General features: G+C 66.6%; 12 protein-coding genes. 8 read left to right on the top strand and 4 right to left on the bottom strand.

Features of this window, described 5'->3' with window-relative positions:
* On the top strand, window positions 1–1197 hold the full coding sequence (locus M8A51_RS00175) for an acyl-CoA dehydrogenase family protein (protein ID WP_251776071.1): 1197 nt from the start codon (window positions 1–3) through the stop codon (window positions 1195–1197).
* A gap of 14 nt (window positions 1198–1211) precedes the next feature.
* The gene (locus M8A51_RS00170; RefSeq protein ID WP_251776070.1) at window positions 1212–2354 is read left to right on the top strand and encodes an acyl-CoA dehydrogenase family protein; all 1143 of its coding nucleotides are present in this window, start codon (window positions 1212–1214) and stop codon (window positions 2352–2354) included.
* A gap of 8 nt (window positions 2355–2362) precedes the next feature.
* Here the strand turns inward: M8A51_RS00170 and M8A51_RS00165 are convergent, their stop codons facing one another.
* Complete coding sequence (locus M8A51_RS00165) at window positions 2363–3064, bottom strand: hypothetical protein (RefSeq protein ID WP_251776069.1); 702 nt, start codon at window positions 3062–3064, stop codon at window positions 2363–2365.
* Window positions 3061–3375 carry a hypothetical protein gene (locus M8A51_RS00160; protein WP_251776068.1) on the bottom strand — a complete coding sequence of 105 codons (315 nt, stop codon included), beginning with the start codon at window positions 3373–3375 and terminating at the stop codon, window positions 3061–3063. The genes M8A51_RS00165 and M8A51_RS00160 overlap by 4 nt, the downstream gene beginning before the upstream one ends.
* A 400-nt stretch (window positions 3376–3775) precedes the next feature.
* Here M8A51_RS00160 and M8A51_RS26415 point away from each other — a divergent pair, with 400 nt between their 5' ends.
* Window positions 3776–5281 carry a sensor histidine kinase gene (locus M8A51_RS26415; RefSeq protein WP_251776067.1) on the top strand — a complete coding sequence of 502 codons (1506 nt, stop codon included), beginning with the start codon at window positions 3776–3778 and terminating at the stop codon, window positions 5279–5281.
* On the opposite strand, the gene M8A51_RS00150 is transcribed toward M8A51_RS26415, so the two are convergent.
* Entirely contained in the window at window positions 5205–6086 is an 882-nt protein-coding gene (locus M8A51_RS00150) for a response regulator (RefSeq protein ID WP_251776066.1), read from the bottom strand. The two genes, M8A51_RS26415 and M8A51_RS00150, sit on opposite strands and share 77 nt — an antisense overlap.
* A gap of 23 nt (window positions 6087–6109) precedes the next feature.
* Here M8A51_RS00150 and M8A51_RS00145 point away from each other — a divergent pair, with 23 nt between their 5' ends.
* From M8A51_RS00145 to M8A51_RS00135, 3 genes are all read left to right on the top strand, one after another.
* Complete coding sequence (locus M8A51_RS00145) at window positions 6110–7279, top strand: zinc-dependent alcohol dehydrogenase family protein (RefSeq protein ID WP_251776065.1); 1170 nt, start codon at window positions 6110–6112, stop codon at window positions 7277–7279.
* Window positions 7280–7324: 45 nt separating this feature from the next.
* The gene (locus M8A51_RS00140) at window positions 7325–7657 is read left to right on the top strand and encodes a DUF1653 domain-containing protein (RefSeq protein ID WP_368408505.1); all 333 of its coding nucleotides are present in this window, start codon (window positions 7325–7327) and stop codon (window positions 7655–7657) included.
* 251 nt (window positions 7658–7908) lie between these two features.
* Window positions 7909–9054: an ABC transporter substrate-binding protein gene (locus tag M8A51_RS00135; protein WP_251776064.1), complete on the top strand. Its 1146-nt coding sequence runs from the start codon at window positions 7909–7911 to the stop codon at window positions 9052–9054.
* Between the two features lie 16 nt (window positions 9055–9070).
* On the opposite strand, the gene M8A51_RS00130 is transcribed toward M8A51_RS00135, so the two are convergent.
* Window positions 9071–11416, bottom strand: coding sequence for a UvrD-helicase domain-containing protein (locus tag M8A51_RS00130; protein WP_251776063.1), 2346 nt, complete (start codon window positions 11414–11416; stop codon window positions 9071–9073).
* A gap of 168 nt (window positions 11417–11584) precedes the next feature.
* Here M8A51_RS00130 and M8A51_RS00125 point away from each other — a divergent pair, with 168 nt between their 5' ends.
* Together M8A51_RS00125 and M8A51_RS00120 are read left to right on the top strand one after the other, a co-directional pair.
* Window positions 11585–12121 carry an anthrone oxygenase family protein gene (locus M8A51_RS00125; protein ID WP_251776062.1) on the top strand — a complete coding sequence of 179 codons (537 nt, stop codon included), beginning with the start codon at window positions 11585–11587 and terminating at the stop codon, window positions 12119–12121.
* Between the two features lie 165 nt (window positions 12122–12286).
* Window positions 12287–13264: a GMP reductase gene (locus M8A51_RS00120; RefSeq protein WP_251776061.1), complete on the top strand. Its 978-nt coding sequence runs from the start codon at window positions 12287–12289 to the stop codon at window positions 13262–13264.
* The last annotated feature ends 110 nt before the right edge of the window (window positions 13265–13374 follow it).

Raw genomic sequence — 13374 nt, 5'->3', positions numbered from 1 at the left:
ATGGAGCTCGACTTCACGCCCGAAGAGCAGGCGTTTCGCGCCGAGGTCCGCGCATTCGTGCGCGACCACCTGCCGGTGCACATCCGCCACAAGGTGCTGAACGGCTTGCACCTCGGCAAGGACGACCACCAGCTGTGGCAGCGCACGCTGCATGCGCGCGGCTGGGGCGGCCCGGGCTGGCCGCGCGAATTCGGCGGCCCCGGCTGGGGCCCGGTGCAGCAGTACATCTTCGAAGAGGAATGCGCTGCCGCCGGCGCACCCCGGTTGATCCCGTTCGGCCTGAAGATGGTGGCGCCCGTGATCATGGCCTTCGGCCATGCCGCCCAGCAGCAACGCTACCTGCCGAAAATCCTCTCGGCCGAGGAATGGTGGTGTCAGGGCTATTCGGAGCCGGGTGCCGGCTCCGACCTGGCGTCGCTGCGCACGCGCGCCGAGCGGGTCGGCGGGCACTACATTGTCAATGGCCAGAAGACCTGGAACACGCTCGGCCAGCATGCCGACTGGATCTTCTGCCTGGTGCGCACCGATCTCGACGTGAAGCCTCAAAGCGGCATCTCCTTCCTGCTGATCGACATGAAGACGCCCGGCATCACGGTGCGGCCGATCATCACGATGGACGGAGCACACGAGGTCAACGAGGTCTGGTTCGAAGACGTCAAGGTGCCGGTCGAGAACCTCGTCGGCGAAGAGAACAAGGGCTGGACGTATGCGAAGTTCCTGCTCGGCCACGAGCGCACCAACATCGCCGGCATCGGCATCGCCAAGCGCGAGCTGGCGCGGCTGCGACGCATCGCAGCACAAGAGGTGCGCCGCGGGCGTCCGCTGATCCAGGACCCGTTGTTCGCCGCCAAGGTGGCCGAGGTCGAGATCGACCTGATGGCACTGGAGCTGACCAACCTGCGCGTGTTGTCGGCCGAGGCCGAGCAGCGTGCCCCCGGACCGGAAGCCTCCATCCTGAAGATCAAGGGCACCGAGATCCAGCAGGCCATCACGGAGCTGCTGGTGCAGGCGGTCGGCCCTTATGCGCTGCCGTACCGCGGTGAGGCCATGGCCGCCGGCTGGCAGGGCGAGGACGTCGGCCCGGGCCATGCACGTGGCCTGGCCGCCAACTATCTGAACATGCGCAAGCTGTCGATCTTCGGCGGCTCCAACGAGATCCAGAAGAACATCATCTCCCAGCAGCTGCTGGGCTTGTGAGAGAGCGAGCTGCGATGAATTTCAACCTCACCGAAGAGCAGCAACTGCTGGACGACACGGTGCGCCGTTTCGTCGCGAGGGAATACGGCTTCGAGCAGCGGCGCGCGGTGCTGCACAGCGAATCCGGCTGGAGCCGCACGGTATGGCAAGGCCTGGCCGACCTGGGGCTGCTCGCCTTGCACGTGCCCGAACGCCACGGCGGCCTCGATGGCGGCCCGGTCGAGACGATGATCGTGATGCAGGCGCTCGGCGCAGGGCTGCTGCTCGAGCCCTACCTCGCCAGCGCCGTGGTCGCGACCCAGTTGCTGGCGCATGCCGGCAGTGCGCCGCAGCAGGCCGAGTGGCTACCGCGGCTGGCCGGCGGCGAGACCGTCGCCGTGCTGGCCCATGAAGAAACGTCGGCGCGCGGCTTCGAGCTGCATCTGCAGACGCGCGCCGTTGCCACCGGCGACGGTTATGTGCTGAGCGGCCACAAGTCCGTGGTGATGCACGCCCCGGCGGCAGACGTCCTGCTGGTGACCGCACGCACGTCGGGCGCCGCTCGGGACGAGCACGGCGTCTCGCTGTTCCTGCTGCCGCGCGACACGCCCGGGCTGCGTCTGCTGCCTTACCGCAGCGTCGACGGACTGCCCGCCGCCGATGTGCACCTGAAGGACTGCCACGTGGCGGGCTCCGCCCGGGTGGGCCTCGAAGGCGCTGCCTGGCCGTCGCTGTCGCGGGCCCTCGACGCCGGCCTTGCGGCCTTGTGCGCCGAGGCCAGCGGGGTGATCAAGGCCGCGCTCGACGCCACGCTCGAATACCTGCGCACACGCCAGCAGTTCGGCCAGCCGATCGGCCGCTTCCAGGTCCTGCAGCACCGCGCCGCCGAGATGCTGATGCATCACGAGCAGGCCCGCTCGATGAGCGTCCTGGCGGCGATGCGCTGCCGCCACGCCGACGCCGCCGAACGTGCACGCGCCTTGTCCGCGGCCAAGGTGATCATCGGCCGCGCCTGTCGCTATGTCGGCCAGCAGGCGGTGCAGCTGCATGGCGGCATGGGCGTCACCGACGAGCTCCACGTGAGCCACTTGTTCAAGCGCCTGATGGCGATCGAGCTGAGCGGCGGCGATACCGATACCCACCTGGCCCGTTTCGCGGAATGTCGTGACGCGGCTTGAGCCGCGCGTCACGACATCGCCCACCGCTCGCTTGCCTGCACGCCTGCCTGCCGAGCGCAGGGGCGCACCACGGCAATCACCAGTGTTTCGATCGCTTGCCCCTCGATGAGCGTCGGCACCGCCTCCGCGGCGGCCAGTTGCACGGCGGCCTCGGACATCTCGATCGCTGCGAGCGACGCCGACAGGTCTGGCGCGCGTTGTCGGGCGAAACTGGCGGCCAGCTTCTCAGCGCTGATCAGGTCGAAACTCATCCATGCAGGCAGGCCCGCCCTCTCCGTATCGATGCACAGGCACGCTCGCTCGAACATCAGCACGCTGTTCAACCACTGCCGCGCCCGATCGTCGCAGCCGTTGAGCACAGCTCGCACTTGTGTGCCACCGCTCTGCATCGCTGCACAGATCACCGGCGTGCCGAAAGGGGAAACGCGCAAGAGCAGCTCCATGCGCGAGCTTGCACGGCCGTCCAACAACAGGCCCGTGGTGGCATCCGGCAATCGAAGCCTCAGCGCCCCCGCGGATGCGGAAAAGGCCCGCTCGGACGTCGGCGCGCATGCCGGTCCGTGAAGCTCTGCCGTCTGCACTTCCGCCACCCTCACCAGCGGCAAGATGTCCCTGTCTGCCGGGTGCTTCCCGCAGCTTTCTTTCATGGTGTCGCTCCCTCGAATTTCGCCCGGGCTTCGCCATCGCGGGTTGAAGAAGGCCGTCTTCACGGCCGCAGGACGGCCCCCCTCGACCGATAAGACGCCGTCGGCGATGGGTGTGTGTCAACTGCGGTGGGTGTGTGGTCATGCCCGGCCTTCGACACGGCATCGACAAGCGCATCGATGGCACGGTCCAGGCGCTCCACGCAACGCCCGACATTGCCTTGCAGCCTCATGCCGGCCAGCATCTCCACGTTGAGCAGACAGACCTGCATCTGCGCCCTGATCTCCGGTGTCAGCGGCAGGCAACGCCAGGCGCCCGGCGTGACACCACTGTCCACGCGCGCAGAAGCAACCGGGTCAGCGCTCTCTTCAATCATCCACATCTCCCCGCAGGAAGCCTGCTGGCTGGAATGGCAATGGCGAAATACATTGCGCAACCTGCAGGGGCTGCGGGCACCGATACCATCGTCTCGAGGGACGAGGGAGCGGGCCGCAGAGAACGCGCGCAAGCCGGTTCCTGGCGTTGTCGCACTGCTGCATGACTGCGAGCCGTTCCGGCTGCGATGCTGCTTCAGTGCCGTCTTGTTTGGGAAATTACTACCGCGCCATACTCAATCAAGGGGCAAACGGTAAAACTCTACGCAGAGTAATGGCTGTTTCGCCCCATCGGGGTAACTAGATGCTTTTCGGTCATCAGGTAATTTTTTACCGTTTTTCTGAATCCAGGCGACAACGGTCCATGGCGCGTGGCAGGCCAGCGCCGCAAGGAGCGAAGCCGTGATTCCGGTCGCATCGCTGGGCACCTACGACTGGCTGAGCATTCCGATGTGGGTGTTCGACAAGCACCTGCTTCGCATCACCTGGGCGAACGCTGCAGCTCTCGGGTTCTGGGACGCCGCGAGCAGGGAGGATCTGGCTGCGCGCGACTTCTCCGACATCACACCGACCGCGCTGGTCCGGCTCGATTCCGTCCATCGACGCGCCCTGGAAGGCGTGCCGGTCGAAGAACAGTGGACGCTGTATCCACGGGGTCGGCCCCGGCAGATCGTGCTCAAGAGCAACGTCGTCCTGGCGGCCGACGGCAGCACCGACGGCATCCTGTTCTGCGCGTCCGACTTGCGCGCCGTCCCTGATGCCCAGTTGCGCGGCGTGCAGGTGCTGTCCTATACGTCCACCGTCGTGGCGCTCTACTGCCTGGACGGCACCGTCCTCTTTCGCAATCCGGCCGCCGCTGCAGCTTGGGAGAAGTTGCCGACCGCGGGTGTCCCGTCGCCGCTGCACGCCACGTTCGCCAACCCGGACGACGCGTCGACCATCGTCGCAGCAGTCGCGAGACAGGAGCGTGTACACCAGGAGTTCACGATGCTGACGTCGGCCGATGGGGAAAGAATCTACGAGTTGGACTGCCGGCCGTTGACCGATCCCGTCGATGCCAAGCTGGTGTTGGGCATCAGCGGCCGCGACGTCACGGAGCATCGCCAGGTCGAGAATGAACGCGACGCCCTGAGGCAGGCACAGCTGCGCGCCGCAAGAGCCGCGGCAGAGTCGGAGAAGGAACTGACCGTCGCGGCCCGGAAGGTGTTCATGGCCACCGCCAGCCACGAATTGCGCACCCCGCTGCAGACCATCGTCAGCAGTCTCGATCTGCTCGAGCGCTACCCGCACGAGATCGCTACGTGCATGGCGCCGCTGCGGGAGGCGACGCAGCAACTCAACCAGATCGCCGGCGACCTGGTCGAGTTCGTGCGCGCCGACAGCGCGCCGGGACTCCGCCTGAGAACGTTGCATCTCTCGACGTTCCTGCGCAGAACCCTGGCCCCACAGCGCAAGAATGCGACGACCAGAAGGCTGGAGTTTCTGAGCAACTTCGATGGGCTCGACTTCCGCGTCGAACTCGACGAGATCCGCATGAGACAGATCCTCACCAACATCGTCGGCAATGCCGTGAAGTACACGCGGGCGGGATATGTCGCGGTCACCGCGTCCCTGGAACCGGGCGCGCCGCTGGTCGTCTCGGTGAAGGACAGCGGTGTCGGAATGAGCAAGGCGGCGTCAAGCCGGGTCGTGGAACCCTTCGTGCGTGGCCGGGGGAGCAAACTGCTGGATCCTCAAGGCCTGGGGTTGGGCCTCGCGATCGTGCAGTCCCACCTGGCCGACCTCGGCGGGTGGATGCTGATCGAATCGGAGCCTCAACGCGGCACCGAGGTCACCATTTCGCTCCCTTGTCGACGTGTGGAAGCTCAGACTGACGGTCCAGCATCGACTTCAGCTTCTCGGCAATGATGGACGCCGGGAACGGCTTCACGCAGACATCGATCCGATGCTTCCTGACGAGGTCGGCGATCTCGCTTTCGTTCTCTTCGCGCGACTGGATGGTCCCGGTGAGCAACACGATCGGGCACTCGGCATCCGCGGCGCGGATGCCTTCGATCACCCCGCGCGACGTCTGCCCGCGCGAGAGGGTCCAGTCGAGGATGTACGCATCCGGCTTGTTGGGCTGCTGCAGGAAAGGCAGCACGTCTTCCGGCTCCTTCACGTACTGCGCATCGAAGCCCGCATCGATACGCAGGAACCGGCACATGGGCAGCATGGCGGTTTCCTCGTCGTCCAGCACGACGACCAGCGGCCCCGTCGTTCCGAACGCATCGACGTTGAAACTGAGCACCCCTTCGAGCGCGACGCCGGCCGGCGATCGACCCGCCTCGCAGACGACGAACTGCGCCACCGACGGGTCTTCGTAGCCGACGAACTTGTCCCCTCTCGCGGGCGGCCCGCCACGGGTGACCGCGGTGCAAGGCCACAGCCCGCCGCCGACGCGCAACAGTCCCTTCCTGGCCCCGGGGATCTGCCGCTCTTCGGGGAAGTCGGCTTGCAGCATGGCGGTGACGGTGGTGTCGAAGTGGTCCGCGATCGCGAAGAGTTCGCGCAGCGTCAGGATGCCCTCGTCGGCGACGCGCTTGCCGGCCGTCTTCCGGGTGCCACCAATGATGGCCGAGAGCTGCCCGGCCCAGCTCTTCTGAGGGACGTTCCTCCGGCGCAGCAGTCCTTTGAGCACCGAGATGTCGCGTTGCCTGGCACGGTCGTTCATGGGTCGATTATCTGGGTCTCGTCTTGTCACTCTTTGAAAGAGTCATCGCGACGCAATATGGTGAAATCCGCCGCACCTGCGATGCGACGGCAGAAAACGACCCACACTTCGGCCCCGAGGGGCGTTGGCAGACACCTGGGTCATCCTTGAACAACAAACGGGAGAGTGTACTGATGCCATTGGCCTATCAATTTCAACCGGGCGGGGGCATCAGATCCCTGGAGGCGGTGACACGGCCGAGGGCCGGGCTGCGGCCGAACGAGGTGCGTGTCGCCGTGCGCGCGGTCTCGCTCAATTTCCGCGAAATCCTGATTGCCAAGGGGCTCTACCCCGCTCCCACCGACCGACCGGTGGTGCCGTGTTCCGATGGCGCCGGCGAAGTGCTCGAAGTGGGGCCGGATGCGGCGGCGCAATTCGCGGCGGGCGACCGCGTGGTGGGCGCCTTCTTCCACCGCTGGGTCGATGGCCCTCCTGCGGCCGAGAAGGTCGCGGTCAGCGGGGGATGCAACGTCGACGGCTGGCTGGCCGAGGAAGTGGTGCTGGACGCGTCGGCTCTGGTGCCCATTCCCGCCAACGTTTCGTTCACGACAGCGGCCTGCGCTCCCTGCGCCGGCGTGACCGCGTGGGTCTCGATGTTCGAAGTGGCAAGACTGAAGGCCGGTGGCCACCTCGTCGTGCAGGGCACCGGCGGCGTTGCGATGTGGGCCGCCAAACTCGCACTCGCGGCCGGGATCGACCCGTTCATCGTCACCTCCGACGTCGCCAAGGCCGCGAAGATCCTCCCGGCGGGCTCGCGCCGGATCAGCTATGTCGAAACGCCGCGCTGGGCCGACACGGTGCTGCACGAGACGCACGGGCGCGGTGCAGATCTCGTCATCGAGCTGGGCGGCAAGACCACCATCGGCGAGTCGCTTCGCAGCCTGGCCTTCGGCGGGCACATCGCAGCCATCGGCGGCCTGGGCGGCTGGACTTACGACAGCGTCGAGCCCCTCGCACTCATCACGAAATACGCGACGCTGCATGGGATCTTCGTCGGCAGCTCGGCATCGCTGCGCGATCTCCTCGCCTTCGTCGATGCGCACAAGATCGAGCCGCACGTGTCGCACACATACAGCCTGTCCGAGGCGCCTGCCGCAATCGCCACCTTGGAGTCAGGTCTCCATACCGGCAAGATCGTCGTCTCGGTTTCGTAATTGCCGGCCACGCCGTTCGCGTTGGCACCCGAAAGGACCCACCCCATGAGCCGCCACCCGCCCACCAAGCCGCTGCCGCAGCAGCCGTTGGGACGCTTCAGGCACTACAGCGGAAGCGAGTACGAAGTCCTCTGCATGGCCCGCCACAGCGAGACCGAGGAACCGTTGGTCATCTACCGTCAGCTCGATCAGGACACCGGGTTCTGGGCCCGCCCGCACGCGATGTTCTTCTCCGAGGTGGAGCACGACGGGAAGGTGCAGCCGCGATTCGCGATGGTCACCGAAATGCCCAGTCGTTTCGAACCCGTGGCAGGCGCGTCCCCCGGTCAGGAGACTGAAGCCGCTGCCATCGGGGGTGCGAACGGCAACGACCGGTAGAGAACTCCCGCGTCGGCTCGCTCGCCGCGCGGAATTGCGCCCGCCGCGTTGAAGGCCAGCCGACTGCACGACGGAATATGGGGCCGCCAAGTGTCGCTTGAATGACAGGTCCTCAGGAGTAGACCCGGTGTCGAGCGTGGTCCTCTGTCGCTAAGCTCGTTCCACAAACAGCCGCCATTGTTCCACTGCGCAGAACGATGGCCCAAATGGAACATGAGACGGCCCGTCCGGGCCGGCGAGAGGAACAACCGATGTCCGTCTGGTCTCACTGCCGCCGCCTGTGCGTCGGCTTCGCGGCCGCTGCCGCCTGTGTCGCCCCGGTGCACGCCGCGCCCGACATCGTGATCGGGCAGGTCGCACCGCTCACCGGCGTGATCGCCGGCACCGGCGATGAGTACGTGGCCGGCGCGCATGCCTACTTCTCGCACGTGAATGCGCGCGGCGGCGTGCACGGCCGCAGGATCCGCGTGGTCGTCAAGGACGACGGCTACAAGCCCGATCTCACCGTGCAGCACACGCGGCAGTTGCTCGCCCAGGACGACCCGGTGGCGCTGTTCGGCTTCGTCGGCACTGCCAACATCCTTGCGCTGAACAAGCAGAAGCTGCTGAGCGAGGCCGGCATCGCGCTGCTCGCCCCCTATACCGGCGCATCCGACCTGCGCGACCCGGTCAACCCTCATCTGTTCCACATCCGCGCCAGCTACACCGACGAAACCGCGAAGATGGTCGAGCACCTGCACACCATCGGCCTGAAGCGCTTTGCGGTGATGTACCAGAACGACGGCTTCGGCAAGAGCGGGCTGGCCGGCGCGGAGCAGGCCACGCGCAAGCTCGGTCTGGAACTGGTCGCCTCGGGCCACTATGACCGCACCAAGCCGGAAGAGGTCGACGAGGCCGTCAAGGCGATCGCGCCGGCCAACCCCGACGCGGTGATCATGGTCTCGGTCAACCGGGCGTCAGCCGCCTTCATCAAGAAGCTGCGCGCCGCCGGTGGCCGCGCGCAGTTGTTCAGCATCTCGGTGGTCAACTTCAAGGAGCTGCTGAAGAACGCCGGCGAAGACCTCGCACGAGGCATCGGCATTTCGCAGGTAATGCCCTTCCCCTACTCGCCGTCGGCCCCGGTGGTGCGCGAGTTCCATGCGCTGATGAAGCAGTACGCGCCGGACAAGGTGATCTCGTACGCAAGCGTCGAGTCCTTCATCGCCGCCAAGGTGCTGGTCGAGGCCTTGCGCCGCGCCGGACCGGACCCGACGCGCGAGCGTGTGCTGGCAGCCCTGCAGAACCTGCGCGACTACGACGTCGGCGGCTTCAAGATCGGCTTCGGCCCGGAGCAGCGCGTGGGCTCGCGCTACGTCGAAGTCACGGTGATCGGGCGCGACGGCCGGCTGCTGCGATAGCGCGGCCGCGCACGACTCAATCCACTGGCGTCAGCTTGGCCACACTGAGCGCCAGCCACTTCAGCCCGTGCCGACCGAAGTTGATCTGCGCCCGTGCATCGGCCCCGCTGCCTTCGAGCGTGACGATCACGCCTTCGCCGAACTTGGTGTGGAACACCGACTGCCCGACCCGCAAGGCGACACCGTCGGAAGTGGCCACCTTCGGCTCGATCTTCTTCGCCGTACCAAACGACGATCCGTGTGACGGCGCCTGGGCCCAAGCCGCCCGCGGGTCACGGGCAAAACCCGAACCGAAGCCCTGCACCTTGGGCGTGATCCATTTCAGCGCACCTTCGGGCAGCTCGTCGAAAAAGCGGCTCTTGATGTTGTAGCGCGTCTGCCCGTGCAGCATGCGGGTCTGGCTGTGGCTCAGGTACAGCCGCTTGCGAGCACGGGTGATCGCCACATACATCAGCCTGCGCTCCTCTTCGAGCCCCTCGTAGTCGGACAGCGAGTTCTCGTGCGGGCACAGCCCTTCTTCCAGGCCGGTGATGAACACGCAGTCGAACTCCAGGCCCTTGGCGGCGTGCACCGTCATCATCTGGATCGCGTCCTGCCCGGCCTGGGCCTGGTTGTCGCCGGCCTCCAACGCGGCATGGGTCAGAAAGGCGGCCAGCGGCGAGACGATCTCACCGGTTTCGACATCGGGCGTGATGTCGGCCCGTGCCACGGCCGGCGGGTCGCCCTCGGCGATGGCGCCGGCCTGCTCGTCGATCGGCAGCGCAACCGCGTCCTTGCCGAAGCCCTCCTGCGTGACGAAGGCTTCCGCCGCGTTGACCAATTCGTCCAGGTTCTCCAGCCGCTCGCGGCCTTCCTTTTCGTTGCGGTAGAAGTCGGTCAGCGCCGACGCTTCGAGCACGTGCTCGATGATCTCGCGCAGCGTCAAGCCGCGCGTCGCATCGCGCATCGCATCGAGCAGGGCATTGAAGGCAGCGAGGTTGGCACCGCCCTTGCCCGTCACCGCGCCGGTGCTCTGGTACAGGCTGCGCCCGCTGGCCCGCGCCGCGTCCTGCAACTGCTCGATGGTGCGCGCACCGATGCCGCGCGTCGGGAAATTGACCACGCGCAGGTAGCTGGTGTCGTCGTTCGGGTTCTCGAGCAGCCGCAGGTAGGCCAGCGCATGCTTGATCTCGGCGCGCTCGAAAAAGCGCAGCCCGCCGTACACGCGGTACGGGATGCCGGCGTTGAACAGCGCGCTTTCCAGCACGCGCGATTGGGCGTTCGAGCGGTACAGGATGGCGATCTCGCTGCGCGGCGTGCCCTCGCGGTGCAGCTGCTGCGCCTCTTCAAGCAGCCACTGCGCCTCGGCGTAGTCGCTGGTGGCTTCATACACGCGCACCGGCTCGCCCGGGCCGGCCTCGGTGCGCAGGTTCTTGCCCAGGCGCTTGCGGTTGTGTGCGATCAGCTCGTTGGCCGAGTCCAGGATGTTGCCGTAGCTGCGGTAATTGCGCTCCAGCTTGATGACATGCTCGACATGGAACTCGCGCTCGAAGTCGGACATGTTGCCGACCTGCGCGCCCCGGAAGGCGTAGATGCTCTGGTCGTCGTCGCCGACCGCGAACACGCAGTTGCTTTGCCCGGCAAACATCTTCAGCCACGCATACTGCAGGCGGTTGGTGTCCTGGAACTCGTCGACCAGAAGGTGGCCGAAGCGGCGCTGGTAGTGCTCACGCAGAGCCGGCTGGTCGCGCATCAGCTCGTAGGTGCGCAGCATCAGCTCGGCGAAGTCGACCACGCCCTCGCGCTGGCACTGGTCCTCGTAGGCCTGGTAGATGTCGACCAGCGTGCGCGTCTGCTCGTCACGCACGGTCACGTCGCGCGGGCGCAGCCCCTCTTCCTTGCTGCCGGCAATGAACCACGTCACCTGCTTCGGCACGAAGCGCTCTTCGTCCAGGTTCATCGCCTTGATGACACGGCGCACCGCGGACAGCTGGTCCTGGGAATCGAGGATCTGGAAGCTCTGCGGCAGCGCCGCCAGCTTCCAGTGCGCCCGCAGGAAGCGATTGCACAGCCCGTGAAAGGTGCCGATCCACATGCCCCGCACGGGGATGGGCAGGATGGTGGCCAGCCGCGTCAGCATCTCCTTCGCCGCCTTGTTCGTGAAAGTGACCGCCATCACGCCTGCCGGCGAGATCTGGCCGGTCTGGATCAACCAGGCGATGCGGGTGGTCAGCACCCGCGTCTTGCCCGAGCCGGCGCCGGCCAGGATCAACGCGTGCCGGTTCGGCAGCGTGACGGCGGCAAGCTGCTCTGGGTTCAGGTTGCGCAGCAGCGCATTGCCGGGTGCCGGGGCGTGGAGCGTGTCGGGCGGGAGCGGGTTCATGCGGCGATTCTAGGAGGCGCCATCAAAACCCTGCCGGGGTCCGTTGGCACCGGCCTCGCTACGCGCACGTAAAGTTCGGCAAAGCTGGATAGCGCCCCGCTGCCATGGCACCTCTCCCGAGTAGCCTGTGCGCGTGTGCACACAACTGCACGGACGCCGGGAGGACCCATGGACACGCCACTCACCCCCTACCGCCTCAGCGCCATCGCAGCCACGCTGCTGCTCGGACTGATGGCCGGTTTCTTCTTCGCCTTTGCGGTCGATGTCGCGCCGGCCATGACGCATCTGGACGCCGCGGCGTATGTCGAGACGCAGCAATGGATCAACCGGGTCGTGCGCAACCTGCCGTTCGCACTCGCCTACTTCGGCTCGACCCTGCTGGCGATCGTGCCCGCCGTGCTGGCCGCGCGGGCACGCCAGTTGTCGCTGGCATGCGCATGGGCCATCGTGGCGATCGTCTACTTCGCCGCCGTGTTCTGGGTCACGCGCAGCGTCAACGTGCCGATCAACGATGCACTGGCCCTTTGGAACCCCGCCGCACCGCCGGCCGAGTGGTCGCAATGGCGCGACCGCTGGAACGAGGCCAACGACTGGCGCGCGCTGGCGTCGTTCGGCTGCTTCGCTGCAGCGCTCGTGCTGACGGCACTGCCGGCTCCGGCGGAGGCGAGTAACCCCACGCTACGGGGCCGCAAGCCCGCCGCGTAGAATGCGCCACCGGGCCCAAATGTTGGCGCCCGGTTTTCATTTGCGGCTCCCCCGTATGCAACGGGCTTTCTGCCGCAAGCGCCGGGCCCCAAGTCAAGCGCTCGCAGCCATTGGGCCGCGCACTGCCACAACGCGCCGCCTCCTGTCTGTTCTAGGAGCGAAACCATGGAAATCTTCGACTACGAAAACGTGCTGCTGCTGCCGCGCAAGTGCCGCGTGGAAAGCCGCAGCGAATGCGACACCTCGACCGAGTTCGGCGGGCGGCGCTTCAAGCTGCCGGTGGTGCCCGCCAACATGAAGACCGTGGTGGACGAGCCCATCTCCGAATGGCTCGCTGCCAACGGCTACTTCTACGTGATGCACCGCTTCGACCTCGACAACGTGGCCTATGCGAAGCGCATGCGCGAAAAGGGCCTGTTCGTGTCGATCAGCTCCGGTGTCAAGCAACCGGACTACGAGGTGATCGACCGGCTCGCAGCCGACGGTGTCGGCGCCGACTACATCACGATCGACATCGCTCACGGCCATGCCGACAGCGTGCAGCGCATGATCGGCCACATCAAGCACAGGCTGCCGAACGCCTTCGTGATCGCCGGCAACGTCGGCACGCCAGAGGCGGTGATCGACCTCGAGAACTGGGGCGCGGACGCCACCAAGGTCGGGATCGGCCCGGGCAAGGTCTGCATCACGCGGCTGAAGACCGGCTTCGGCACCGGCGGCTGGCAGTTGTCGGCGCTGAAGTGGTGCGCGCGCGTCGCGACCAAGCCCATCATTGCCGACGGCGGCATCCGGGAGCACGGCGACATCGCCAAGAGCCTGCGATTCGGCGCCACGATGGTCATGATCGGCTCCCTGTTCGCGGGCCACGAGGAATCGCCGGGCCGTACCGTGGAAGTCGACGGCAAGCTGTTCAAGGAATACTTCGGCTCGGCCAGCGACTTCAACAAGGGCGAGTACAAGCACGTCGAAGGCAAGCGCATCCTCGAGCCGGTCAAGGGCACGCTGCCCGAGACGCTGCGCGAGATGCAGGAAGACCTGCAGAGCTCGATCAGCTATGCGGGCGGGCGCTGCCTGGCCGACATCCGCCGTGTCAACTACGTGATCCTGGGCGGCGACAACGCAGGTGAGCACTTGCTGATGTAGCGTGCGCAGTCGGCGTGCGGGGCAGGCCTGCCGCGCAGCCTAAAATTGCGGCATCCCCGTCCGGCGGCGTCCTCCAGGGACGCCGCTGCCGTTTTCTGCTTTTCATTCCA

This window comes from Caldimonas mangrovi (genome assembly GCF_023721835.1).
Taxonomy (GTDB): Bacteria; Pseudomonadota; Gammaproteobacteria; order Burkholderiales; family Burkholderiaceae_C; genus Caldimonas; species Caldimonas mangrovi.
The sequence above is the reverse complement of the archived record's forward strand: the minus strand, read 5'-3'. Positions and strand labels throughout refer to the sequence as shown.

Coding starts and splice junctions, on each gene's coding strand:
- M8A51_RS00170 (WP_251776070.1), top strand. CDS start 1,212: ATGAATTTCAACCTCACCGAAGAGCAGCAACTGCTGGACGACACGGTG.
- M8A51_RS00175 (WP_251776071.1), top strand. CDS start 1: ATGGAGCTCGACTTCACGCCCGAAGAGCAGGCGTTTCGCGCCGAGGTC.
- M8A51_RS00135 (WP_251776064.1), top strand. CDS start 7,909: ATGTCCGTCTGGTCTCACTGCCGCCGCCTGTGCGTCGGCTTCGCGGCC.
- M8A51_RS00140 (WP_368408505.1), top strand. CDS start 7,325: ATGAGCCGCCACCCGCCCACCAAGCCGCTGCCGCAGCAGCCGTTGGGA.
- M8A51_RS00125 (WP_251776062.1), top strand. CDS start 11,585: ATGGACACGCCACTCACCCCCTACCGCCTCAGCGCCATCGCAGCCACG.
- M8A51_RS00150 (WP_251776066.1), bottom strand. CDS start 6,086: ATGAACGACCGTGCCAGGCAACGCGACATCTCGGTGCTCAAAGGACTG.
- M8A51_RS00120 (WP_251776061.1), top strand. CDS start 12,287: ATGGAAATCTTCGACTACGAAAACGTGCTGCTGCTGCCGCGCAAGTGC.
- M8A51_RS00160 (WP_251776068.1), bottom strand. CDS start 3,375: ATGATTGAAGAGAGCGCTGACCCGGTTGCTTCTGCGCGCGTGGACAGT.
- M8A51_RS00130 (WP_251776063.1), bottom strand. CDS start 11,416: ATGAACCCGCTCCCGCCCGACACGCTCCACGCCCCGGCACCCGGCAAT.